Below are 24096 nucleotides of genomic sequence, written 5' to 3'. Positions count from 1 at the left end.
CCTCGTGAGTCTCACCCTCGGAATTGTCGGCCTGCCCAATGTCGGAAAGTCGACGCTGTTCAATGCGCTGACCAAGAACGACGTGCTGGCCGCGAACTATCCGTTCGCGACCATCGAGCCGAACGTCGGGGTGGTTCCGCTGCCCGACCCGCGACTGGTCAAGCTGGCCGAGATCTTCGGCTCCCAGCGCATCCTGCCCGCCGTCGTATCGTTCGTCGACATCGCGGGCATTGTGAAGGGCGCGTCCGAGGGGGCCGGACTCGGCAATAAATTCCTCGCCAATATCCGCGAAGCCGATGCCATCTGCCAGGTGGTGCGAGTCTTCGCCGACGATGATGTGGTGCACGTCGACGGGCGCGTCGACCCGCTCGCCGATATCGAGGTGATCGAAACCGAGCTGATCATCGCCGATATGCAGACGCTGGAAAAGGCGATCCCGCGGCTGGAGAAGGAAGCCAAGGTCAAAAAGGACCGCAAGCCGCTGCTCGACGCGGCCAAGGCCGCCCAGGAAGTTCTCGACAGCGGCAAGACCCTCTTCTCCGCGCGCGGCCAATTGGATGGCGAACTGCTGAAGGAACTTTCGCTGCTCACCACCAAGCCGTTCCTCTACGTCTTCAATGCCGACGAGTCGGTGCTCACCGACGAGGCCAAGATCGCCGAACTGAAAGCCGCTGTCGCACCGGCCGATTCGGTCTTCCTCGACGCCAAGGTCGAAGCCGAACTCCTCGAACTCGACGACGAATCCGCTCTGGAGCTGCTCGAATCCATCGGCCAATCCGAGCCCGGCCTGCATGCCTTGGCCCGCACCGGCTTCCACACCCTTGGCCTGCAGACCTACCTCACCGCCGGTCCGAAAGAGGCCCGCGCCTGGACAATCCACCAGGGCGACACCGCCCCCAAGGCAGCCGGCGTAATCCACACCGACTTCGAACGCGGCTTCATCAAGGCCGAAGTAGTCGCCTACAACGACCTCGTTGCAGCAGGCTCGATGGCCGCCGCCAAAGCCGCGGGCAAGGTCCGGATGGAAGGCAAGGACTACGTCATGGCAGATGGCGACGTAGTCGAATTCCGCTTCGGAATAACCTCTGGCGGGAAGCAGAACTCCTGACCTTGTCTGCGCTGGTCAGCGACGCCTGGCCGGGTACTTCGTAGACATTACTGAGCCACGTCCGGTGTGCCGGGCGAGGCTCAGTCGTATTTGAAGTGGTTGGTTGGTGGTGCTGGCTGGAACGGGGTTTGTCCCGCCAACGGCCCCGCGGCCGCCTCGATCAGCGCCGTATGCGGCAAGTCAGTGCGTCTGGTCAGCCGTGGAGGAAGGCGTCGACGATCAGTGCGGCGGTGTGGCGGCGTCCGGTGATGGTGGGGTGGTAGGCGAGAGCTTCGTCGCCGGGGCCGATGCCGGTGATCGAGACGTGGCGTTGTCCGTAGGGTGCGCAGACCGAGTTGTGTCCGTCCTGCCATTTGTTGACCATGGTGAATCCGGCGCGTTCGGCGGCTTTGCCGACTTCGTCGTTGAGCCGGTATTGGATGCGGTTGCCGAAGTCGACGATGTCCTGTCCCATGGTCAGGTCGATGACGCAGCCGGCGGAGCGGTCGGGCAGTAGTCGGAGGTAGCCCAGGACAACGACTTTCGCGTTGGGTGCTTTGGCGCGAACGGCGGCGTAGGCGCTGTCGAGGCTGGCGCCCAGGCGGTCGAGTTTGGCTTCGGATTCCTGCCGGAACTCCGGTGTGCAGTTGATGCCGCTGGTGAAGCAGTTCTGCAGCAGTCCCATGTAGAAGTCGTCTTTGTTGCCGCCGGTGGACAGCGACACGTAGCGGGTGGCTGGGGAGAGGCCGTCCGCGCTTTTCTCGACGAGGTTCGCCGGGGTGCCGCCGCACGCCAGGTCGGTGAATCCGATCCCGGGCAGTTGTGCGGCGACCAAGTGGCCGACGTCGTCGCTGGCTTGGGCGCAGTCGGAGTTCATGGAGGTGGTCAGGTAGGAGCCGACCGAGATGAAAGAGTCGCCCAGGGATACGTATTCGGAGCCGGCGGCCAGACCACGCGAAATCTCTTCGCGCTCAGTCAAACTCAACCGCAACTCGCTGCGGTGACGCGGGGCCGGACGGACACCACCGCAGCGTTTGAGCAGTTCCCGCACCGTCGAGGGGTGTCGACGCATCTCCCGGGCGAGCACCTTGATGGCCTGCCCGGACCGCCATCGCCGCCACACCTCCTCCACCTCGGCTTCGGTCAGCCGCACTCTCTTCTCCGACAACGGTCGTGTCGAGGCCATCGCGCACCACATCCCCACTCAGCAGGACAAACTCAGTGTTGCGCTGACCTATTGAGACCACAGGCAATAGCGGATGTTTTGTACAGCAATGGTTCCCATCGGCAATGGCTGATTGGATCTCTCGGCGGCGAACGCGGGGAACCGTTCCCGCATCGCGGCGTCGAACGTGGACGCATCCTCGAGGGCAGTCCCACCAGTGGAACTGGTCTCGCTGCAGATACCACCGCATCAACGACGCCACATCCTGCACCCGGCCATCCAGCACGCACAGTGCGATCAGTGTTGCGACGATCCCTGGGCCCAAGATCGATCACGGGACGAGCAAGCGTTCGAGTGCTCGGAGTGCCGCGGATGTGGAGTCTGTGTCGGCGTTGTGGGCGAGTACCCATCGGTCGACTTCCGTGAGGACAACGATTAGCAGGTGCAGTTGAAGCTCCAGTGGGGTGTCGCGGTCTATCTGGCCTAGGTCGCGTCCCCGTTCGAGTGCATGTGTGAGCCAGTTCGTTGTCGAGTGGCGAAGAGCGGCGAGCGTGGAGGAGGTCGGGACGTCCGCGGCGTGAAGCAGCCGTCCGACAATCTGGGTGCGTGGGTCCGAGATGGCGGCGATCTGGAGTTGGTCGCCGAGTTCACGTATGTGCGGCCAAAAGCTGTCCTGGTCGAGCGAGTCGATGTTCGGTGGTGTCACTGATGCGCGAAGCACCTCCATTCCGGATTCCACGACGCGTTCGAACAGTGTCGTCTTGTCCCCGAAGTAGTGGTAGAAGGAGCTCTTCGGGAATTGCGCCTCGGCCAGGATCGAGTTGAGCGAGGCTCGCTCGAAACCGTGTGTTGCGAATGCGACGCCGGCGGCATCGAGTAGCGCACGAGTTCGCACGGGGTCCAACGGTCGTGCGGTACGCGCCATCACGTTTCCTCCATCTCATTGTCGTCGGGCTATCAGAGGCGACCCGACGTTCCCATTGTCCAGGTGGGCCGGCAGGACTTCCCCGATGTGTCGACGTCATCGCGGTACGGTATTCTTGGACCAGGCAGTACACGAATGGAAGGGGTGTGCATGGAAGCGCAGACCGTACTGGTTGCCGGAGCGACGGGGTATATGGGTAGGTACCTCGTGCGTGAGCTCCATCGACGCGGCTATCGGGTGAGGGCCCTGGTGCGTTCACGCGAACGGGCGGAGAGCCCGGGGGCGTTCGGAGCTCCATCTCTACGCGGCCTGGTTCACGAGTGGGTGATCGGAGACATCGGCGATCGGAGTACGATTCCAGGTCTGTATCACGGTGTGCACCAGGTGGTTTCAGCGTTGGGTGTAACGCGGCAACACGCTGACCCTTGGGACATCGATTTTCGAGCAAACCTCCGTCTGCTGCAGTTGGCGGAGAAGGACTCCGTGTCGTCATTCCTGTTTGTCAACGTCATGCATGTCCACGAGGGCACCTCGATGGTGATGCGGTCGAAGGCGGCATTCGTGGAAGCACTGCGGCGGAGCGAGGTGGCTTCGCAGATCGTCAATCCGTCGGGGTACTTCTCAGACGCCTCTGAATTTGTTGACATGGCGCGTCGCGGCGTCGCGTTCGGTCTCGGTGCCGGAACGGCGCGATTGAACCCGATCCACGGCGCCGACCTCGCGGCCTTCTGCGTCGACCGTCTCGGGGACGAGTCCGGTGAGTGGAATGTGGGTGGCCCGGACGTCTACAGCTATCGCGACATCGTCGACTTGGCGTTCGACGCAGTAGGCAAGCGGCCCAGAATGGTCTCTGTCCCTGTTCGATTCGTCCGGCCTATCATCTGGACCGCGGATCGCCTGGGGCCGCGTCCGTCGTCGCTGGCTCGATTCTTCCTCGAAGGGCTTCAACGCGAGTCGGTTGGCGAGCAAACCGGCACTCACCATCTCTCCGACTACTTCCGCGACCTGGCGTCAACGGGCCAGAGATCGTAAGTGACTCTTCGCGCAGCGCGTGAGACTGTCAAGCCTCCACTGTGAGCAGTGTTCAGGCGTGCCTCGGGCGGCAAGGCACTATCGCCCGCCACACGATTGGAGCTGCGGAAAGGGCATCTTCGCCGAGAAGTCTCCGCGAAGAGCGGAGTCCGCGCCTGCTGGACGTGAAGATGGAGCGGCTCCACGACGAGTGCGCGAAGATCATGGCGCGGCCGGACGTGGCCGACGACGGCCCCACGGCACCGCTTCCCCTCAGCTCCTCGAAGCACTACAGATGCGTCTGTCCGAGTGACGCGACCGATCGGCCAGCGCGTCATCCCCGACGAGTGACCGCCATTGCTCACACTTCGCGGCTTGCTTCAAGACCCACCCCCGACGGGGTGACGAGTACGTCGATAGACCCGAAATCGATTGCTGCAGGGACAAATTCGTCAATATCTTCTGCGCATTCGGTCGTGACAGTTGTCCGTTTCCTTATCCCTTAGGAACTACATGTCCTCAGATGTCCAGGCGACCGCGAGTCTCAGCGCCCGGTCCCACGACAACTACACCGACAATCCCAACCACGAGCGGCGCTGGCTCGTGCTGTGCATCGTCGCGTTGGCACAGCTCACCGTCGTGCTCGACAGCACGATCGTCAGCATCGCGCTACCTGATGCCCAGAAGGACTTGGGCATCAGCAACCTGGACCGCCAATGGGTGGTGACCGCCTACGCCCTCGCCTTCGGTTCACTGCTGCTACTCGGCGGCCGTATCGCCGACTTCTGGGGCCGCAAGCGCTCGTTCATGGTCGGCATGGCGGGCTTTGCAGTGGCGTCAGCCGTCGGCGGATTCGCGCAGACCGGGATTCAACTGTTCGTCGCGCGTGCCGGACAGGGCGTGTTCGCGGCCCTGCTCGCGCCGGCCGCGCTCGCGATCCTGACGACCACGTTCGTAGGAGAGAAGGAGCGCGCCAAGGCATTCGCGGTGTACGGCGCGATCTCCGGCGGCGGTGCCGCGATCGGCCTGCTCCTCGGCGGCGGGCTGACCCAGTACCTCGACTGGCGCTGGTGCCTGCTCGTCAACGTCCCCATCGCGCTCTTCGCGATCGCGGTGACGCTGCCGATCGTCAAGGAGACCAAGGCACACGGCGACACCAGCTACGACCTGCCCGGCACGGTCCTGGTCGCGATCGGCCTCGGGTCGCTGGTGTACGGCTTCACCAAGGCCGAGCACGGTTGGCTCGAAACCCAGACGCTGCTGTTCATCGGCATCGGCCTGCTCGCCCTGGCTGCGTTCGTCCTCGTGGAGAAGCGCACCGCCAATCCGCTACTGCCGCTCAGTGTCCCGTGGCACCGCGACCGCGGTGCCGCGTTCATCGGATCGGCACTGGTCGGGGCGGCGCTGCTCGGCGGCTCCCTGTATCTCACGTTCTACCTGCAGATCGTGATGGGTCTGAGCCCGGTGATGTCAGGTGTCGGCATCTTGCCGATGGCAACCTTCGTCGTGTTGGCGTCGGGCATCGCGGCGCAGCTCACCACCCGCATCGGACCGAAACCGTTGATGGTCGTCGGCCCGATTCTCGCGGCCACAGGTCTGTTCCTGCTCACTCAGATCGGGGTACACACCTCCTACTGGACGCACGTGTTCCCGGGCCTGGCGACATTCGGCTTCGGCCTGGGTCTGCTGATGGTGCCGATGCAGAACCTCGCATTGCTGCGCGTCCCCAACCACGACGCCGGCGCCGCCAGCGCCCTGGCGAACGCGGCGCTGCAGGTCGGCGGTGCGCTCGGCACCGCGCTGTTCACCACGGTGTACGCGTCGGCCAAGGACTCGTTCCAGGCCGACAACCCGGCGCCCACGCCGCCGCCCGGCTTCCCGGCCAACGCCATCCCATCGGACCTGTCGAACGCCACGCCGCTGACGCACGAGCAGATCGCGGCCATGCCAGCGCCCGCACAGGACTTCGCCAACAAGGTCATGGACTGGGTCTTCGGCACCGAGGTATCGGGCTACGCGCACGCGTTCGGCTGGGCGGGTGCTCTCATCCTGGCTATCAGCCCGCTCGTGATGGTCCTGGTCCGCGCCAAGAAGGGCGACCTGCCCACCGAGGGCGCCGTCGGGATGCACTGACCGATCCCCAACCCGGGCAGCCGAAGGGTCCCTTCGTTGAACTGCTCCCCGGAAGGTGGGCTGAAGGCTTCACCTCCGATTTCCGGGGAGCAGTGTCATGGGTGCATGAAGGTCGTTGTCCGAGTAGCAGCGCGTTGCGGCGGTAGCGTGGTGGTGCAGAGGTTATTCGGCTCCGGAACGCGAGTCGAGGGGTGAGCGGGGCGTTTGACGTGCAGATATTGGACGTCAATGTGGTCGAATTCCGCTTCGGAATAACCTCTGGCGGGAAGCAGAACTCCTGACCTTTCCTCTGCTGGTCAGCGACTCCTGGCCGGACATCTCGTAGACACTGCTGAGCCCCGTCCGGTGTGCCGGGCGGGGCTCAGTCCTATTTGAAGCGGTAGGTCCAGATCGCTACGAGAGCCACCGCGCGGGGATCTGCTAGGTTCTGCCCGAACGACTTGTGCGGCGGGTCAGCCGGCGGGGGTAACGGCCGGGGGGTTCCAGGTGCCGTCGATGACCGACTGGCCGGGCCAGTAGGTGCGGAGAAGGACGTTGAAGGGACCGGAGGCGGGGGCGGGGAGCCAGTTGGCTTCCTTTGCCGGGCCGGGGTTTTCGCGCTGGATATGGATGTCGACCGAGCCGTCGGGGTTCTTGGTCAGTGTTTCACCGCGTACGGCGTAGCGGTTGATCGGGTTGTCGACGAAGAAGCCGCGGTCGTTGTACATGGTCAGCGACCAGAAGCCCTTCACCGGCGGGATGCCGTCGGCCGGGAAGTGCAGGACGTAGGGGCGGTCGGAGGTGAGCTGGGTGTTCTTGTCGTCGACGGCGGTGGCGGGATAGATCGCGTCCTGGGGCAGGTTCGCACCCAGGCCGGCGTAGGCGATGATCGCGCGGGTCGCGTAATCGGTGCCGTAGTCGCCGATGCCACTGCGCGTGATCTGCCAGCCGTTGACCTCCTGCTTACCCTGGACGACCTCGATCTTCGAAAGCGCCTTGGGCCAGGCCTGTTCCCAGCGGGTGCGCTCGGATTCCGGCAGCGTGTTCAGGTCGAGCTTCTTGTCCGGAGTCCAGCCGATCGAGGACAGGCGGTCGAGGAAGGCCTTGTCGTCGGGGCGGGTCTGGCTGTGAGAGAGGCTCGCGTAGTACAGGTCCCAGTACTGCTGAGGTGTCAGGTCGTGAATGTATTTGGCGACTTCTTGATCCTTGGGCCAGTCCGGGTGCAGATCGGTGTTCTGCGGCTTTGTGTAGGCGGCGCCGACCGCGCTGAGCGGGACCGCCGTCAGCTTGTCCTGGATGGCGATGACGTTGGGGACGTCGTCGGGCCCGTTGACCTGGATGCGGCCGATCATCCAGCCGGAGTCGGTGGGTAGCCGGTATTCGTGCACGCCCTCGGGCAGGCTGCCGTGGAAGTTCGGGCCGACGATGGCGAACTGATAGGCGCGGACGTCAGCACCGAGGGTGCGTGAGCCCGGGGCGGCGTCGACATTGGTCCACATGTCCAGGATCGGGAACAGGTGATAGCGCCCGCCCATATCGGGCACGCTGACGATCAGCGGTTCCTTGGACACATCGAAGAACATCTGCGTGTAGAGCGTGTCGACGTTCGGGCGCACGACCTTGGTGAACTTCGCGTCGGGCAGGAAATTCAGCGGGGCAAGCTGATTCATCGGGGCGACGCCGAGAGACGGGTCCGGCGCCGACACGTTGGTCTGCTGCCGCCGGGTCACCTCCACCGACACCAGCGGATAGGCGTAGGCGTACGCCTGTGCCGCCAAGTCATCGGCCGTCGACGCAGCCGGTGAGCTGGTCGTCGAGGACGAATCCGAAGAGTTCGAAGAACACGCCACCGCGGCGACCGCGAGTGCGGCCACCATCCCCACCGCCACTACCGCCCGGACCGGCCGGGACTTCGAACTTCTGACCACCGCATCCTCCTGGTTGGATTCACAGCCAAGCAAAACAAGCCCGAGCTCATATTCAGCGAACTCCTTGTCAGGGTAATGGCGGACACGCCTCGGGCACGGAATTAACTGGACATCAGTTCGTTTCACGCCAAACTGCCGGGACCAGGGAACCCGACGAAGGGTAGGAACCACAATCTAGCGAATCTTTAGCGATGAGACGGCGGGCGCTGCGGTGTGGGACCGTTTCGGCACGCCGGGACCTGAGGGCAGGCTTGGACGAATGCACCCCTGGGGCGATCGCGGTGGTGCGTGTTGTCCCAGCAGTGCACGTGGGTGTACCTACGATGATCAGCAGTTATCAGGTCGGGCCAACGTCCTGGTGACCGTTTGTGGAGATTGCCCGCCCCCGCCCGGTCCGGTTCTGGCAGATCCGCTGACCGGGCGGGGTTCCACGCGGTGAGAACGCCCGCGGTGGTGCACGGGGCGCAGGAGCATCATGATCCCCGAGTCCAACTGATCCGCCATCCACAGGCTGCAGACCCTCGTTGATCCGTGCGCGGGGAGGAGAGGTTATTCGGCTTCGAAACGTGAGCCGGGGTTCGAACAGGGCGTTTGACGTGCAGATATTCGACGGCGCCGTGGTCGAATTCCGTTTCAACGTATAGCCCTTCGATTCTGCGGTTCGGTCATCGCAGTCGGCCGCTGAAGACTCCGCTGAGCCCCATCCGAATCCAGGTGGGGCTCAGGCGTTTCAGCGGCGAGACGTAGGGGTGAATCCGCAGCGGGCTACTCAGAGTGCGACGGCGTCGGTGTTCGCGAGGTGTTTGCGTGCTGCGCTGGCTGCGACCTCGGGGTTGCCCTGTTCGATGGCGTCGATGATGGCGCGGTGCTCGGCGACGACCGCTTCGAGGCGGTGCGGGAGTTTGAGTGCCTCGAAACCGATGAGCCACATCGCCCCACGCAAGCTGACCATGGTTGCGTGGGTACGCTCGAGGCCGAGGATTTCGGACTGAAGCAGGTGGAACTGCTCGTCCAGCGCCAGGAATTCCGACTCTTGGCCGCTGCTGAGGCTTTCCTGCGCGTCAACAATCGCACGTAGCCGTGAGATGTCCTCGGCCGTGGCATTGAGCGCCAGACGGCTTGCCACAAAGCCTTCGAGCAGCGAACGCAGATCGAAGATCTCCTGCCGCTCCGCTGTCGACAGCTCGCGCAGACGGAACCCGCGTTGGGATTCGACGACGATGATTCCCTCGCGGCTGAGCGTGAGAAGGGCTTCACGGACAGGCGTTCGGGACATGCCGAGAGACTCGGCCAGTTCGTTCTCCGAGTACTGCTCACCGTGGGTGAGCGAGCCATCTCTGATCGCCTGCTGAATCTGCAGATAAGCGCGCTGACCCAGCGTCGGGGGCCGTTCAACCGCCGTGATGCCACTCAGCTTCGCCATGCCGCCAGATTACCAGAGCTGTATGCGAGATTCAGTGCACTACACACTTGTATACCGAATACTAGTATCGTAGTGTGTGCTGGGTCATAGCCCCCCGGTTGGCAAAGGAGCACGCGGATGTCTTTGTCCGCTTCAGACAAATTGGCGATCATCGAGCTGTCGAACCTGCAGATGCGGTCACTCGACAACCACGATGTCGATTCCTGGCTCGGGGCATGGGTTCCCGACGGAAGGTTCGTCGCGACTTACGGCACGTTCGTCGGACACGACGCCATCAGGGAGTTCATCAACGGCCACATCGCGGCCGGCAAGGAGGACGGTGCGCGTCATCTGATGACGAACTACATCGTCGACGGCGACGGCGATACGGCGACGGCGACGTGCACGGTCACCAAACTCCAGGTTGTGGAGCCGCCTTTCATCATCGCCACGGGTATCTACACCGATGCGCTGGTGCGTACCGAGGACGGCTGGAAGTTCCAGTCGCGCCAGTTGGACATCGATCCCGGCGTGTTCGCGCGGGCCGAGGCCGCGGCTGCCGCGGCTCCACAGCAGTGAGGGCGGGTCCGATGACCGAAATTGCCGCAGAAAGATGGGGAACTACGGGTCCTCGCGTGGTCATGGTGCACGGCAGCTTGAGCTCGGCCGCAGCAGCCTTCGGTGAGCAGCGGATACTGGCAGACCGCTACCAGATCACTGCGCCGTACCGGCGCGGCTACAGCCCGAGTCCGAGCACACCGCGCATCGATCCGGATCGGGATGCGGCCGAGATCGCCGAACTGCTCGGCGATGGTGCCCATCTCGTCGGAACGTCGATGGGTGGCGTCATCGCGATGCGTGCCGCGGCGCTGGCCCCCGAGAAGGTCTGGTCACTCACGGTGATCGAGCCGCCCGCGCTGCCCAACGGCGCCGGCCGGCCGGCCGCGGACCGGCTCGCGGCGGCGTTGCGCGACTACTGGGCAGCGACCGACCCCACCGATCTCGAGTCCTTCGCGACCGGCTTCCTCGAGGTCCTCAGCATCGACATGCGACTACCGTCACCGCTGCCGGCCCCATTCGCGGAGGCCATCCGCAATCTGACTACCGAAAAGCCCTGGGAGACAGGCGTTCCGCTGGAGGCACTGGCGCGAACCGCATTCCCCAAGCTAGTGGTCACCGGTGGTGGCACTCCGGGATTCGAAGATGTCGCCGACGCTTTGGCAGAGGGATTGTCGGCGAAACGCGTTCTGTTCGAGGGCAGTCCGCACGCAGTGCAGCGTATCGGGCAGAAGTTCAACGACGAGCTCGTCGCTCACCTGCAGAACGCGGAAACTTCTCAGTCGACCTGACCGACGCGACCGTGGCACGCGAGCGAGCCCCATCCGAATCCGGGTGGGGCTCAGTCGTTTCCTCCGCACATCAAGCTCGCCTTGGCGTTCCGGACAGCGCGGTCAGTGGCATGAGCATGTGGTTGGGGGCGGTTGTCGAGCTCTCTATGGGTACGGTCGGGATTGTGGAGAGTGAGAGCGTCGCGGCTGCGCACGGGGACGAGGCGGCGTTCGCGGGGTTGGCTGAGCGGTACCGCTGGGAGTTGCGGGTGCACTGCTATCGGATGTTGGGTTCGTTCGACGAGGCCGAGGACTTGGTGCAGGAGACGTTGCTGCGGGCGTGGCGCTATCGAGGGAGTTTCCAGGGCCGTTCCACGTTCCGGGCGTGGCTGTATCGGATCGCGACGAACGTGTGTCTGGACTTCCTCGACCGGCACCCACGGCAGCCGGCGGCGGATGCGTCCGGCGGACCGGCGGAGGTGGGATGGTTGCAGCCGTTTCCGGATCGGTTGCTGGAGCCGATGGCCGACCGGGAGACGGAGCCGGAGACCGTGGTGGTCGCCCGGGAGACCATCGAGCTGGCGTTCCTGGTGGCGATCCAGCACTTGCCGGCTCGGCAGCGCGCGGTGTTGATCCTGCGCGACGTGCTCGGCTGGTCAGCGGCGGAGACCGGTGAGTTGTTGGGGATGAGCGTGGCCGCGGTGAAGAGCGCGTTGCAGCGGGCACGGCCTGTGCTGCGGGCGCATCTGCCGCAACGCGGTTCCGGGCAGGCTATGGTCCCGACCACGCAAGAGCAGGAGCTGCTGCGGCGTTTCATGACCGCCCACGAGCGCGCCGATATCGCGGCGTTCGCGGAGCTGTTGAGCGCGGATGTGCGGCTGTCCATGCCGCCGTTGCCGTACTCCTTCGTCGGCCGGGCGGAGGTCGCCGCATTCGCCGAGAAGGCACTGGGGCCGGGGTCGGCGCTGCACCGGAGGCAGTGGCGGGGCGTGCCGGTCGCGGCGAATCGGCAGCCGGCCATGGCCGGCTACATCCGGCGACCGGGGGAGCCTTCCTATCAGGCGCAGGTGCTCAACGTGGTGCGTTTCGAGCACGGTCGGATCACCGAGATCACCGCGTTCGGGCCCGACGTGTTCGACGCGTTCGGTCTGCCTGCGACCCTGTCCTGATCGGCTCTCCGATTCCTTTGCCGTACTCCGCCGGTCTCACAGGGGAACGACCGCGACCGACGCGGTCGATGACCCCAAGGAGCTGTGTGTGCACACACTGACACGTGAAGAAGTGGCGGCGCTGCCGCAGGGCGATGTCCGCCTGCTGAACAGCGATCTCGCGCAGGGCCTGCTGACCTCGACCGAACTGGCGCGCATGGCGTATGTGGCTGCGGACGGCACACCGCGCGTATTCCCGATGCTGTTCCACTGGACCGGGCACGAGGTGGTCCTGTCCACATTCGTCCCCGCCCGCAAGATCGAGGCACTGCGAACCAGACCCGAAGTGGCGATCACGATCGATGCCGCCGAAACCCCACCTCGGGCGCTGCTGCTGCGCGGTCGTGCCGAGGTCACCGAGGTCGACGGGATCGTGCCGGAGTACGCGCTGACCATGCGCCGCTACGCCGGTGAGGAGCAGGGCACAGCCATCGTCGCGGCCGTCAACGGCCCCGGGATTCGGATGGCTCGGATCGCGGTGCGCCCGGCTTGGGTGGGGGTCCTGGACTTTCAGACCCGATTTCCTGGTGGCTCCACGGCAGCGGAGTTCGAGCGGCGGGGGCGGGCGTGATGACCGAGTACGTATTCATCCCCGGGGCCGGGTCCGATTCCTGGTACTTGCAGCCGCTTGCGGGACAACTACGCGCCCGAGGGCACCATGTGGCCACCCCCGACCTACCCTGTGACGACGACGCGGCCGGGCTGCCCGAATACGCCGACATCGTGGCCGCGGCCATCAGCGATCCCACCCGTACCGTGCTGGTCGCCCACTCTTTCGGCGGGTTCACCGCGCCGCTGGTCTGCCAGCGTGTCGCGGTCCAGCGGCTGGTGCTCCTGTCCGCGATGATCCCGCTGCCAGGTGAAGCCCCCGCCGACTGGTGGGCCAACCCCGGTTACGAGCACGCCCGCCGTCAGCAGGACGAACGCGACGGCCGACACCCCGACGACGAGGACGCTCTGTTCTTCCACGATGTCCCGCCCGAGTTGGCTGCCCAGGCCCGGGAACACAGCCGCCGGCAATCCACTACCCCGTTCACCGAACCCTGGCCCTTGCCCGCGTGGCCAGCGACACCGACGACCTTCCTGCTCTGCCGTCATGACCGCCTCCTACCCGCCGCGTTCATGCGCCGTATCGTCGCCGAACGCCTCGGTGTGGTTCCCGACGAGATCGACGGCGGCCACATGATCGCCCTCGCCCGTCCCCGGCAGCTCGCAGATCAACTGGAGGCATATACCCCCACGAACTCGACACCTTTGTGACCATCACGGGGTGCGATCGAGATTCTCGACGTTCCGATCAACCCGTATCTGTTGCCCGGTCGGACGCTTTGCTGTCCGGCCGGCGCAGAGTCTTCGATTATCGCGCTTCGGTCGGTTCGCGGAAGGATTCGGGTTCCCATCCGGGTGGGCCGAAAGTGTAGCCGAGCCAGTCGCGGATTCGCTTGGTGGAGCGCAGATCTCGCCAGAGTGCGCCGAATTCGTAGTACTGCAGTGTGAAGACGTTCGTGCTGTCGATGTCCTTGGTCAGACCGTAGGTGGGGCGGAAGGTTTCGGCGCGAAAGGTACCGAATATGCGGTCCCAGAGGATGAAGATGCCGCCGTAGTTCTTGTCCAGGTACTCCGCATCGCTGGCGTGGTGGACCCGGTGGTGGGACGGCGTGTTGAAGACGAACTCGAACCAAGCGGGTAGTCGGGCGATGGTTTCGGTGTGCACCCAGAACTGGTAGATCAGGTTGGCCGACCAAGCGGTGAACAGCATCCATGGCGGCACGCCGAGCGCCGGTAGCGGTGTCCAGATGAGCAGTTCGAACCAGGGGTTCCATTTCTGCCGCAGAGCGGTGGCGTAGTTGAAATAGCGGCTGTTGTGATGCACCTGATGCGCGGCCCAGATCAGCCGGATTCGATGCGACATGCGGTGGTAGACGTACCAGAGGAGATCCACCGCAACCATGACCGCGACCCACGAGAGGGGGTTGTGTGGGTTCAGGTGCCAGGGCGCGTGCACGTACAGCACGGCGTAGCCGAGGATCGCCACGAATTTCGCCGCGCCGTTGATCAGCACCGACACCGAGCCCATAACCAGGCTGTTGCGGGCGTCGGTGCGGTCGTACCCTACGCGTTCCTGCCGATCGGTGCGCAGCGACCAGGCTTCGATCGCGATCGCGAGCAGAAAGAACGGGACTGCGTAGGTCACCGGTTGATTGATCTGATCCCACAGGGTCACGGCGTCATCGCCTCCAATTAGTGATATGACCGAGCGGTCATATCGAATGGAAGTGACCGTAAGGTAAGTTCGAGTTTCATGTCAACGGCCGCGGGTCTGGGAACCAAGGGCATGCCGTCGGACGATCGTCGGCAAAGAATCCTCATGGCCGCGCTGCGCGAGTTCGCCGATCGTGGCTTCAGCGCGGCCTCGGTCGCCTCGGTCGCGACGCGGGCAGGGATCTCCAAAGCGCTGGTGTTCCAGCACTTCTCGTCGAAGGATCAGCTGTACGCCGCATGCGCGATCGAGGTCGGCGAGCCGCTGCTCACCCGTCTGGAAGCCGAAATGACCAGCGGCGCGAACCCTTCCAGCATGCCGATCCACGCACTGCGCGGCATCTTCGAAACCCTCGGCCCCGACCGCACGGCATGGCGCATCCTGCACGACCCCACTGCGCCCGACGCCGGAGCCGCCGGCCCGATCGTGCACCGCTACCGCGCGCAGATCGACCGCTTTGCCACCGACGGCGTCACTCGCTTCCTGGCGAACCTCGGTGACACCGACCACGGTGACATCGATGCGCTCATCGGGATCTGGACCTCGGCGGTGGACTCGATCATGACCTACGCCCGCGACCACCCCGCAGAGTCCGCCCATGACCTCACCGAGCGCTTCACCCGCCTCATGAACGCCGTCTTCACCGTCGGGCCGATCCGCTGACGCCTACTTGTCACCGGTGTACCGGGCCCTGCCCGGCCGGAATGCACGGCATACCGCTGTTCGGGATACTCGCGCGGTCATGATCAGAGTGGCCGATCCACCGTAGTGCGGCTGTTCGGGCAGCGGCAGGGCTGAGATAGGTCGGACGCTTCCCAGACGTGCTCGCATCTGGGATCGATGTCGTTGCAACTCGGCACTCAGCATCGGAAGTTGTTGTCTAACAAAGAATCCTGCTCAGATACCGTTTCGATCAGTCGCTACCACCGGTCGTCCACCAGCGAAGTTTGTCGGGGTTGCGGACGGCCCAGATGCGTTTGATCCGGTCGCTTGCGATGTCGAACGCCACTACCGAGGTAATGGTCTGGTCCATCTGGATTACCAGGCCGGGCTGGCCGTTGACCGTGCGCTCCAGCATCGTCAGGCCGGGTGTTCTGTCGATGAAGTCGACGAGGTACCGAGCGATCCGCTCGGCGCCCTCGATCGGGTGCAGCGCGGCCCTGGCCAGACCCCCGCTGTCGGCGATTCCCGTCACGCCGGGGTCGAGGAGCCGGATGAGGGCATTGATGTCCTTGCTCTCCCAGGCATGCTTGAAGTCTTTGACGATATCGGCCTGCTGGGCCGTTGGAGTCGCAGCAGGCTGCGCGGCGGCGATGCGGCGGCGGGCGGAGGTGGCCAGCTGGCGGCATGCCGCCGGGCTACGGCCGACGATCTCGGCCACTTCCGCGAACGGGTATCGGAAGATGTCGTGCAGGATGAACGCCACGCGTTCGGCGGGGGTCATCGATTCGAGTACGACGAGAAAGGCCATATTGATCGACTCGTCGAGGGTGATCCGGTCGGCGGGATCGGCGGCGGTACCGTCGGACCGTCCGTCGCGCCACTCGCCGCGGTCGGGCAGTGGTTCGGGGACCCACTCGCCCACATAGCGTTCCCGTCGGACGCGTGCCGAGCCGAGCAGGTCGAGGCAGATGCGGCCGGCGACCTTCGTCAACCACCCGCCGGGGGATTCGATGGCCTCCTGCTGCGCGCGGGGCATGGCGTACCAGCGGGCGTAGGTCTCCTGCACGACGTCCTCGGCATCGGCCAGGGAACCGAGGAGCCGATACGCGAGATTGATCAGCTGACGGCGTTCGCTCATGATCGCGTTCAGACTCGGATCGAGTCGGCTGTCCGTCGGCTCGGGTTCGATGGTCATGATTTCGCCGACCTTTCTTTATCGCATCCGCGCTCATCGGAACGACGAGACAGCCGCTCGGATTGTGAGGTCGTCGCGTCACCTCACGTTCCTGTGAAGGTCGATGGCAGCCGCCGCACTCGCGCACCGTATCGGCGATATCGAGGCGTAGACCGACACGATGGCGGCGACGGCCTGACATTTCGGGCGGCTGCGTCGTCGGAACGTCATGACAGATTCAGCAGAGCAAGAGTTTCCGGCCATGATCAGAATCGGCATCATCCTCGGTAGCACCCGGCCCAACCGCAATGGTCCGCAGATCGCGCAGTGGGTTCTGGACATGGCATCGCGTCGCGCCGATGCCGAGTTCGAGCTGATCGACCTGCGCGATAACCCGCTACCGCATCTGGACGAGCCGGTGTCGCCGATGCTCGGCCCTTCCGTGCATGAGCACACTCGCGCCTGGGCCGAGCGGATCGACCCGTTCGATGGGTTCGTGATAGTGAGTGATCGTGCCGCCGGGGCTATGCGTCGTGGCGCATCGCATGTGTGATCGGAACCAGACGCGCTCGAACGAGATCAGATATCCGTTGGACCAGCTTCGTCAGCGGAGGCTGTCAACGGGTCGCCCTGGCCGATTTGCCTCATCAACGCGTCCATATCGGCATGGTCCCAGACGTCGGCGAACTTGCCGTCTTCGAGGCGATAAAGAGTGAACTCCGAAATTGTCATCCGACGACCGGTTGCCTCAATTCCGCGGAACGGCCCCCGGTGGGTGCCGGTTACGGTGAAGTGCACCGCTATGTAGTCGCCGTCTACGAGGAGGTTCCGCATCTTCCAATGCCAGTCAGGAAATGCGGTGAAGAGATCTGAGAATTGCGCCGTAACGGCGGCTGGATCCATAGGGACGTCATTGACCTTGATGGTCGATGTATAAAATGACGCCATTCGCTCGAAATCGTGCTCATTACAACGCTCGAGATAAGACAGGTACAGGGATCGGCGTTCGTCGCGCTGTGTCACCATGCGTTCTCACCGCCTCACGTGGTCGACTGCTTACCTTCGCAAGCATCTTAGTATTTCAGCAGCCAGTTCATTGGCGTCACGACCAGGCGCACTACGTCGAACCCGCGCATGAATGCCCAGGCGCGAAAGAGCACCTGGACGACATGCCACTACGCTCCGGCGGGCTGGTCGATCATGTTCTGCACTCGCTCCCACAGCGCGCCGCTGCGTTGGGTTTCGACGCCGATGGCGTCGTAAGTTTCGAGGTCGAGGCCGACGCTTTCGATGATCACCCTGGACTGGTCGGCGAATTCGGCGGGGGCCTCGGGGCGGGCGGGGTCGTAGTGTTCGCTCAGGGCTCGGATGTCGCGGGTGGCCCGGGCGAACTGTTGTAGTTGGTCTTCGGAAAACGCCTCTGTCATGTGAGCAGACACTAGCGTGGTAAGCGGCCTGCGCGCAGCGGTAGTACTGCGGGGTGAGGAGGGTCGCTCGGTAGGGTGATGCGGTGGGGTGGTGACGGTGGCGACGATCGGTGCATGCTGCTACGTCGCAATATCGTCCGGGTGGTCTTGGCTGCCGCGCTGTTGTCCGGTGCGGTCGCCGGATGCTCGGACCAGTCGGTGAAATCGATTGACTGGCAACCATGTTCGGAGAACGCGGAATATGACTGTGCCAGCGTGAGTGTGCCGATCGACTGGTCGCGGCCGGAGGAAGCGTCGATCGACGTGGCCGTTGTGCGAGATCCGGCCGACGAACCGGCGCACAAGGTCGGGACGTTGATCTCACTCGCGGGCGGACCGGGCACCTCGGGCATCGACGAAATACTGCGTGGCGACAAGTTTTCGGCGGAGCTGCGGGCTCGATTCGACATCGTCGGCTTCGATCCGCGCGGTGTGCGGCGCAGTCATCCGCTACAGTGCGATGCCGGACTCGCCATGACACGGCCCGGCATGGTGCCCGATACCGGGGCGAAACTCGATGAAGTGCGTTCCTACACAAGAAAGCTCGCCGACACCTGCCGTCAGTACACCGGACCGCTGATCGATCATCTCGACAGTGCGAGCGTTGCCCGGGACATCGAAGCGATACGCGCCGCGCTGGGCGTCGACCAGATCAGCGTGTACAGCAGGTCGTATGGGACGCTGGCGGCGCAGGCGTATGCGGAGTTGTTTCCCCAGCGGCTGCGCGCCTCGGTCTTGGACAGCGTCGACGATCACAGCCTCGACGGCGCGGCCTTCATGGCGAGCGAAGCTCGTGCGGGTGAGGACACCTTCACCGAATTCGCCTCCTGGTGTGCGCGCGACGAACAGTGCGTCCTGCACGACGCGGACGTGCGCGGAACCTACACCGAGCTCTACGACAGGGCGGCGCGCGGCGAACTGCGCGATCCGATCGCACCGGACAAGCCGTTGGGGCCACTGGAGTTGAGCATGAAGGTCACGCACCGACTGTATCGACCCGAATGGTCAAGGTTGGCAACCGAACTGCGCGCTCTCCTGGACCAGCCGACCGGTTCGCCGATCCAGCCGACACCGCCGACATTGCGCGGCGAACCGACGCCCATGGCCGAGCTCATCGTGTGCTCCGATTGGAACTTCGACATCCACGATCAGCGTGACTGGCTGCGCCTGTGGCGCGAACAGAACGACAACGCGCCCACGCTGCGTGCCCACTTCGCTTGGGGTGCAGGCAGTATCTGCTCAGGATGGCCGTCGGAACCGGCCAACCCGCCGCATCCGCCGGCGAACCAATCGGGACCATCGATCCTGATCCTCAACTCCCTGCACGACCCGGCGACGCCGAACGAATGGGCCCGCCAGGTCGCCGCGCAGACCCATCGAGCAACCCTGCTGACCTATGAGGGCTGGGGCCACGGCATCTACGACCGCACCCCGTGCACCACCAACGCGACCGACCGCTACCTCATCGACGGCACGATTCCAGCACTCGTCAGCTGTCCGGCCACCTGACGACAGCAACCGCGCCGTCCCGACCCGGCCGGATCGACAGGTATTCCGCCCAACCGTCCGGGAGCACTGCGCAACCGCAGAGCGAAGTGACCTCAGCAGCGCGCCCGTGCAGTGGGTCGTGGGCGCGGCGATGGCGTGGGGTGGTGTCGATCAACACAACCCCACGCCATCGACGACATTCGGTAGGCGACAGCGCACCGACACCGATCAGTGCGCCAGCACGCACTCCGTGGCGATCTTGGTCTGGGCGGCGCGGGCCTTCTCGCCGTCGGCCTTGTCCAGTCCGAGAGTCTCCGGGTCGATCGGCTTGCCGGAGTTGTCGCCGATCATGGTTCGCAGACCGTCCTGCGAAATACCTTGTTCCACGAACACTTTCGCCGCACAGTCGGCCAGCCTTTGATCCTTCAGACCCTTGTCCTGAAGGGATTTGGCGATATCGGCCTGGGTTACCGTCGCCGCCGTTTCCTTGATGTCGCCACAGGCGGCGAGTACCGGCAGCGCGATGAGCGCAGCGGCGAGCAGGGAGATCCGCACCCGTTGTCCTCTCTGGAGCAGTCGCAAGGATCATGCCGCATGACACCCGTTGGTGGCCAGCCACATTCGACTGGCAGGTCCGTGGCGGTACGCAGCGCGGTGTTCAGCCGGTCGACCGTCTCGATGTCCATCTCGTCGATCCCTCCGACAGCCAGCCGAGATAGATGCGCCCGACATGGCCCGCGTGCAGTGCCGCTGCACTGACACCGCGAGGATTTCCTGTGGGTCCTGATCGTGCACCTCGGCGGCGATCAGCCACTGACGGGGTGATTCGTTGATGCCGTCACTGCTGATGAGCACGGCTGCGCGGCGCCGCGGCGAGCGAGCGCGGTCCTTGTGATCGCGGGCGACAGAACTGGCGAATTTCTGGAAAGTTGAATTTGTACGCGGGTGTTCGCGAGTGTGCAACGGGGGTGCTCGCGAGTAAGATCGTGCTGGTCATGAACAGTTTTTCTCGGCGCGGGCCAGCGCCGATCGGATGGTGTGAAAAGAGAATTACTCGGAGTCCGTGATGGGTTCGGAGGGCCGATAAATGTTTCGTTTTTCGACTTTTGTTGTCACTGCTGCCGCTGTGATCGGTGCGGTGGTGTCTCCAGTGAGCTCGTGGGCTGGTCCGGGTGATCCCGGTACGGCCTGTGGGGACAATATGGTTGTGAACACTCATGGAGAGTGTGTTGCCATCGGGAGTGTTTGCACATTGTCGGACGGCATGGTGATCGGGACTATTGGGCTCGATGGGCGGTGTGTTATTCCTGGTACGAACATTTGATCTCACCGAATTCCGCTAATACACCTGATTTTGGATTGGGTGCAAGTGATTTCGGGTGCACTGCTTGCGTCGGGAGTACCGAATCCACCGGGTGCGTCGACAGCACCCGGTGTGCCGTATATGCCAGGGTGCGCTCGCCACACCGGGCGTGCTGAATCACTTCCGGAATTAATTGTCTGGGAGGGTCAGCACGGTATCGAAACCTGATCGGAGGCAGTCTGTCAGCAACGGGAGATCGGGGATGGCGGCGGTGTCTGCGTTGATGCCGAGGTAGCAGGTGCCGACATGGGATATCAGGGTGGCGTTGAGGGCGGTTCCGGTGGTGGGGCCGAAGGCGTATATCCGTTCGACTTTCGCACCGGCGGCGTAGAGCGCGACCGGGGAGCCGGGTACGTCGGAGGCGATGAAGTCGACGTGTTTGAACATGGGGGTGAGCAGACCGACGGGTAGGCGGTTGAAGGCGGCGGCGATGGCGTTGGACAGTGGTATCGCGGGCTCCCGCCGCCAATCCGCGACCAGTGCGTCGAGCGTACGCATGAGGTCGGCGGTCCCGGCGATATCGAGCGGTAACGTGAACCGGGCCAGGGTGATGCGGTTGCCGCCGATCGCGTCGCGGTCGGTGCGGACGCTGATGGGCATGGTCACCCGCAAGTGCTGCACCGGTGCGCCGTGCTTGTCGTGATAGCCGCGGAATCCGATCAGCATCGCCGCCAGAAAGGCGTCGTTCATCGTGCAGCCTGCGGCGTGCGCGGCGTGGTGTAGTGCTTCCGCGGACACATCGAGCACCGATAGTTGGCGGCCGAGACTGCGTTCGGTCATTACCGGAGACAGCGTGCTGGTGATCGGCCGAGCGAACCGGACCACCGAGTTCGCCACAGCGACGCCTTCGCGAACGGTGCGAACGGGATTGGTGACGGTTCGCCAGGCGGCGGGCAAAACCGTCGATAGTCCGGTGCGCACGAGTTCGGCGCCAACGGACCAATTCCATGCCGCGATATCGCCCAGCCCACTCCGGACGTTCGGCCGGGTATCGCCGGAGGGTTCGTGTTCGCGCGGTGTGCCCGCCCGCGTGAAATCGAGGATCTCACCAGCGATCTGGATGCCGCCTATGCCGTCGGTCAGGCTGTGGTGCACCTTGAGGACCAAGGCGCACTTGTCACCGTCGAGCCCACCCATCGCGGTGATGCGCCACAGCGGTCGTGCCGGATCAAAGGCGGTCATCGCTTCGGTGCGTGCGAACTCGAGGACCGTGGACAGATCCGCCGGTGACGGTGCAATGACATGCCGCACATGCCAGGGCAAGTCGAAGTCGCCATCTGGTATCCACCGCGGCGGCGCGAGACCGAGGGGGACGGCGGCCAGTCGGTGCCGGAACCTCGGCACCATCCGAGTTCCTCGATCGATCGAATGCCAGAAGCGATTCCACTCCAGCTCGCGGTCCAAGACCAGGACCGTGATGATCGTCGAGCGGAGAGCGGGATCCTGTTCCATGCTCCACGTGAACAGATCCGTCTGGGTCATGTGGGATTCGCGCGAACCCATGTCATCCATGGGACACCATGCGGCGCGGACGCCAGCAGGGGCGAAAGTCCCCGCGGTGGGGGTCATCGGGCGCCTGATTCGGGGCGTTGAGCTTCACCGGGTGTCAGGAACTCACGTCAACGGGTTGTCGTGTGGGTTGTCGGGCTTCGCTTCGGGTATTCAGCCACGCGCCGGCGAACATCAGCGCGGCGCCGAGCGCCTGCGTCAGCGAGATGGACTCCCCGAGCACTATCCACGCGCAGCTGAGACCGAAGGCGGGCACGAGGAACATCGCCGCAGTCGCGGTGGCCGGGGCATATCGGATCCGAGCTGATCACCGATCTGCTCTCCGACCGCGCGGGCCGCCGGACCGGTCTGCCATTGTTCGCCGATCCGGTGCTCCGGGATCCGGTGCTCACGGCCGCACCGGGCCGGCTCTGCGCGAGTCTGATCGGCCCGGCCACCGAACTCGCCGCTGACGAGGCATTGGCCGCGTCGGTCGCGGCACTGGTGCAGCGCGGCGTCCGAACGCCGACGAGAACCGCGGTGATACAGGCCGGTTCGGCTGCCGATATCGCCCGACGGGTCCGCGCGGTACTGCACGATCGCCATCTCGACCCCATCTCCATGGACGATCCGGCCGAGGCCGTCGAATGCAGCAGATTCGCGCTGTACCGTGCCTTCCGCGCCAATTACGGTCTGGCGCCGAGCGATTACCAACGGCTGCTCCGACTGCGCACGGCTCGCAGATTGTTCGCCGCCGGCCGATCGATCAGCGAGGCGGCGATCGAAGCCGGATTCGCCGATCAAGCCCATCTGACCCGCTGGTTCCAGCGCTGCTATGGCATTACGCCAAGGGTGTATTCAGAAGCGGTTCAGTCGACAGGTTCGAGCGTCGCATCGGTGAATGTCACGAAATACGGTCCCTCGGTGAAACTTTCGGAGGTTTCCTCGCCGATGTAGAGGTCCAGATGGCGTGGGCCGCCGAGTCCCGGTGTGAAATCGTCGCCGATCGTCCAGGTTGCCGCACTGAATCTGTCACATGCGCTGTCGGATTCGCGCCCCGCACTCCTACAACCGGTGAGCCGCAATCGAGTTCCCGGTTCGATGTCATACGCCGCGGCACTCTCGAACGGACGCAACGCCTCGCCCCCGGTGTCACGCGGTTCGGTGTCCAGCCAGAAGCCGACATCGTAGGACCAGTTCAGATATTGCCCCGCGTTCCCGCCGCTGGTGATCCGGCCGGTGCCCTCATCGCGTACCACTTCGATGAAATCCTTTGGTAGCGAGCCGATTTCGACATCGGCATCGGCGCATTCGAGATCGCTACAGCCGCGCACGGTTTCGAGTGGTCCGAAGTGATAGGACTCGACCGCGGTGTAGTACACCGTTACCGTCCAGCCGTCCCATTCGTCGCCGTCAGTATCGAGTCCGCAGCCGACGGCGAGCGGCGACGCCACGAACAGCGATGCCGCGACCGCTCCGAACCCGAGCCTCACCGCTCCGATATTGCCCGACGTCGCGGGTGCCGCGCCACTCGGCGACCTACCGGGCGGCGGGCGGGCGCGGCCACGGATTCTGCTCGAGATGCTCTATCGACATATTGAACCGGGAGATGAGCCCGCCCAACTGCGTGATATCGGCGACCGCCCAGTCGGCCACGATCGCGCCGGTGCCCTCGTGACACTGCTCCCTATCGGCGGCCACCAATTCCAGGCCCTTGGCGCTGGCCCGGATCTTGCGAGCAATGCCGCCGTCTGGATCGGGAACACGCTCGACCAGCCCCTGCTTCAGCATCGCGGCGACCTGTCGGTTGATGGTCGAGATATCGAGCTGGAAGGCCTCCGAAAGCTCGCGCAGGCTGAGCGGGGCATCGATCTCCAGTCTGGTCAGGATCAGATACGCCGACCGGTCGAGCTGGAGTCCCGGCCGCCGCAGCAGTGTGGCCGGAAGGTGCCGGAAGAGCAGGGTCAACTCGAAGGCGAGGCGGGCGAGCGCATCGGCATCTTCGGGACCTGATTCGGACATGGCCCA

At 64.5% G+C, this 24096-nt stretch carries 25 protein-coding genes; 12 read left to right on the top strand and 13 right to left on the bottom strand.

All coding sequences use genetic code 11. The annotated features are described in order from the left end of the window. Positions 1 to 4: 4 nt before the first annotated feature. A complete protein-coding gene (ychF, locus tag AB0J29_RS24275) occupies positions 5 to 1108 on the top strand; it encodes a redox-regulated ATPase YchF (protein ID WP_364790376.1) in 1104 nt (367 codons plus the stop codon). A gap of 193 nt (positions 1109 to 1301) precedes the next feature. Here the strand turns inward: ychF and AB0J29_RS24270 are convergent, their stop codons facing one another. Together AB0J29_RS24270 and AB0J29_RS24265 are read right to left on the bottom strand one after the other, a co-directional pair. Beyond that, positions 1302 to 2273, bottom strand: a complete 972-nt coding sequence (locus AB0J29_RS24270) for a GDSL-type esterase/lipase family protein (RefSeq protein WP_364790373.1) — start codon at positions 2271 to 2273, stop codon at positions 1302 to 1304. A gap of 310 nt (positions 2274 to 2583) precedes the next feature. Then, positions 2584 to 3147 (bottom strand): TetR/AcrR family transcriptional regulator, encoded by a 564-nt coding sequence (locus AB0J29_RS24265; RefSeq protein WP_364790370.1) that lies wholly within the window; start codon positions 3145 to 3147, stop codon positions 2584 to 2586. Positions 3148 to 3327: 180 nt separating this feature from the next. Here AB0J29_RS24265 and AB0J29_RS24260 point away from each other — a divergent pair, with 180 nt between their 5' ends. Both AB0J29_RS24260 and AB0J29_RS24255 read left to right on the top strand, forming a co-directional pair. Next, the gene (locus AB0J29_RS24260) at positions 3328 to 4209 is read left to right on the top strand and encodes an NAD(P)H-binding protein (RefSeq protein ID WP_364790367.1); all 882 of its coding nucleotides are present in this window, start codon (positions 3328 to 3330) and stop codon (positions 4207 to 4209) included. A gap of 462 nt (positions 4210 to 4671) precedes the next feature. Beyond that, positions 4672 to 6321 (top strand): MFS transporter, encoded by a 1650-nt coding sequence (locus AB0J29_RS24255; protein WP_364790364.1) that lies wholly within the window; start codon positions 4672 to 4674, stop codon positions 6319 to 6321. Positions 6322 to 6773: 452 nt separating this feature from the next. Here the strand turns inward: AB0J29_RS24255 and AB0J29_RS24250 are convergent, their stop codons facing one another. Continuing rightward, complete coding sequence (locus AB0J29_RS24250; RefSeq protein WP_364790361.1) at positions 6774 to 8228, bottom strand: DUF1254 domain-containing protein; 1455 nt, start codon at positions 8226 to 8228, stop codon at positions 6774 to 6776. A gap of 769 nt (positions 8229 to 8997) precedes the next feature. Further along, complete coding sequence (locus tag AB0J29_RS24245) at positions 8998 to 9651, bottom strand: GntR family transcriptional regulator (RefSeq protein ID WP_364790358.1); 654 nt, start codon at positions 9649 to 9651, stop codon at positions 8998 to 9000. 117 nt (positions 9652 to 9768) lie between these two features. On the opposite strand from AB0J29_RS24245, the gene AB0J29_RS24240 reads away from it, so the two are divergent. The 5 genes from AB0J29_RS24240 (at position 9769) to AB0J29_RS24220 (ending at position 13426) form a co-directional block, all read left to right on the top strand. Further along, entirely contained in the window at positions 9769 to 10209 is a 441-nt protein-coding gene (locus tag AB0J29_RS24240; RefSeq protein WP_364790355.1) for a nuclear transport factor 2 family protein, read from the top strand. Between the two features lie 11 nt (positions 10210 to 10220). Continuing rightward, positions 10221 to 10979: an alpha/beta hydrolase gene (locus tag AB0J29_RS24235; protein ID WP_364790352.1), complete on the top strand. Its 759-nt coding sequence runs from the start codon at positions 10221 to 10223 to the stop codon at positions 10977 to 10979. Between the two features lie 164 nt (positions 10980 to 11143). Further along, the gene (locus AB0J29_RS24230; RefSeq protein WP_364790349.1) at positions 11144 to 12127 is read left to right on the top strand and encodes an RNA polymerase subunit sigma-70; all 984 of its coding nucleotides are present in this window, start codon (positions 11144 to 11146) and stop codon (positions 12125 to 12127) included. A gap of 88 nt (positions 12128 to 12215) precedes the next feature. Further along, positions 12216 to 12737 (top strand): pyridoxamine 5'-phosphate oxidase family protein, encoded by a 522-nt coding sequence (locus AB0J29_RS24225; RefSeq protein ID WP_364790346.1) that lies wholly within the window; start codon positions 12216 to 12218, stop codon positions 12735 to 12737. Beyond that, positions 12737 to 13426 (top strand): alpha/beta hydrolase, encoded by a 690-nt coding sequence (locus tag AB0J29_RS24220; protein ID WP_364790343.1) that lies wholly within the window; start codon positions 12737 to 12739, stop codon positions 13424 to 13426. Before AB0J29_RS24225 ends, AB0J29_RS24220 begins: the two co-directional genes overlap by 1 nt. Positions 13427 to 13523: 97 nt before the next feature. Here AB0J29_RS24220 and AB0J29_RS24215 read toward each other — a convergent pair whose 3' ends face one another. Next, positions 13524 to 14390, bottom strand: a complete 867-nt coding sequence (locus AB0J29_RS24215; RefSeq protein WP_364790340.1) for a sterol desaturase family protein — start codon at positions 14388 to 14390, stop codon at positions 13524 to 13526. A 78-nt stretch (positions 14391 to 14468) separates the two neighbouring features. Between AB0J29_RS24215 and AB0J29_RS24210 the strand changes: the two genes are divergently transcribed. Continuing rightward, positions 14469 to 15089, top strand: a complete 621-nt coding sequence (locus AB0J29_RS24210; RefSeq protein ID WP_364790337.1) for a TetR/AcrR family transcriptional regulator — start codon at positions 14469 to 14471, stop codon at positions 15087 to 15089. Between the two features lie 250 nt (positions 15090 to 15339). Here AB0J29_RS24210 and sigJ read toward each other — a convergent pair whose 3' ends face one another. Next, the gene (gene sigJ, locus AB0J29_RS24205) at positions 15340 to 16284 is read right to left on the bottom strand and encodes an RNA polymerase sigma factor SigJ (protein ID WP_364790334.1); all 945 of its coding nucleotides are present in this window, start codon (positions 16282 to 16284) and stop codon (positions 15340 to 15342) included. Positions 16285 to 16492: 208 nt separating this feature from the next. Between sigJ and AB0J29_RS24200 the strand changes: the two genes are divergently transcribed. Then, a complete protein-coding gene (locus AB0J29_RS24200; RefSeq protein ID WP_364790331.1) occupies positions 16493 to 16816 on the top strand; it encodes an NAD(P)H-dependent oxidoreductase in 324 nt (107 codons plus the stop codon). 26 nt (positions 16817 to 16842) lie between these two features. Here the strand turns inward: AB0J29_RS24200 and AB0J29_RS24195 are convergent, their stop codons facing one another. Next, positions 16843 to 17289 carry an ester cyclase gene (locus AB0J29_RS24195; protein ID WP_364790328.1) on the bottom strand — a complete coding sequence of 149 codons (447 nt, stop codon included), beginning with the start codon at positions 17287 to 17289 and terminating at the stop codon, positions 16843 to 16845. 149 nt (positions 17290 to 17438) lie between these two features. After that, positions 17439 to 17690 carry a DUF4168 domain-containing protein gene (locus AB0J29_RS24190; protein WP_364790325.1) on the bottom strand — a complete coding sequence of 84 codons (252 nt, stop codon included), beginning with the start codon at positions 17688 to 17690 and terminating at the stop codon, positions 17439 to 17441. Between the two features lie 255 nt (positions 17691 to 17945). Here AB0J29_RS24190 and AB0J29_RS24185 point away from each other — a divergent pair, with 255 nt between their 5' ends. Beyond that, positions 17946 to 19238, top strand: coding sequence for an alpha/beta hydrolase (locus AB0J29_RS24185; protein WP_364790322.1), 1293 nt, complete (start codon positions 17946 to 17948; stop codon positions 19236 to 19238). Between the two features lie 207 nt (positions 19239 to 19445). Here the strand turns inward: AB0J29_RS24185 and AB0J29_RS24180 are convergent, their stop codons facing one another. The 3 genes from AB0J29_RS24180 to AB0J29_RS24170 form a co-directional block, all read right to left on the bottom strand. Beyond that, complete coding sequence (locus AB0J29_RS24180; protein ID WP_364790319.1) at positions 19446 to 19772, bottom strand: hypothetical protein; 327 nt, start codon at positions 19770 to 19772, stop codon at positions 19446 to 19448. Positions 19773 to 20709: 937 nt separating this feature from the next. Continuing rightward, entirely contained in the window at positions 20710 to 22092 is a 1383-nt protein-coding gene (locus AB0J29_RS24175; RefSeq protein WP_364790316.1) for a wax ester/triacylglycerol synthase domain-containing protein, read from the bottom strand. Positions 22093 to 22186: 94 nt separating this feature from the next. Beyond that, positions 22187 to 22387 carry an EamA family transporter gene (locus AB0J29_RS24170; RefSeq protein WP_364790430.1) on the bottom strand — a complete coding sequence of 67 codons (201 nt, stop codon included), beginning with the start codon at positions 22385 to 22387 and terminating at the stop codon, positions 22187 to 22189. A 56-nt stretch (positions 22388 to 22443) separates the two neighbouring features. Between AB0J29_RS24170 and AB0J29_RS24165 the strand changes: the two genes are divergently transcribed. Continuing rightward, positions 22444 to 23025 (top strand): AraC family transcriptional regulator, encoded by a 582-nt coding sequence (locus AB0J29_RS24165; protein ID WP_364790312.1) that lies wholly within the window; start codon positions 22444 to 22446, stop codon positions 23023 to 23025. On the opposite strand, the gene AB0J29_RS24160 is transcribed toward AB0J29_RS24165, so the two are convergent. Together AB0J29_RS24160 and AB0J29_RS24155 are read right to left on the bottom strand one after the other, a co-directional pair. After that, positions 22938 to 23561: a hypothetical protein gene (locus AB0J29_RS24160; protein WP_364790309.1), complete on the bottom strand. Its 624-nt coding sequence runs from the start codon at positions 23559 to 23561 to the stop codon at positions 22938 to 22940. The two genes, AB0J29_RS24165 and AB0J29_RS24160, sit on opposite strands and share 88 nt — an antisense overlap. 46 nt (positions 23562 to 23607) lie before the next feature. Continuing rightward, positions 23608 to 24090, bottom strand: a complete 483-nt coding sequence (locus AB0J29_RS24155) for a MarR family transcriptional regulator (protein ID WP_364790306.1) — start codon at positions 24088 to 24090, stop codon at positions 23608 to 23610. Positions 24091 to 24096: the final 6 nt, after the last annotated feature.

The sequence above is a fragment of the Nocardia sp. NPDC049707 genome, from assembly GCF_040674855.1.
Classification (GTDB): domain Bacteria; phylum Actinomycetota; class Actinomycetes; order Mycobacteriales; family Mycobacteriaceae; genus Nocardia.
Note: the sequence above shows the minus strand (reverse complement) of the source record. Positions and strands in the feature narration are given on the sequence as shown.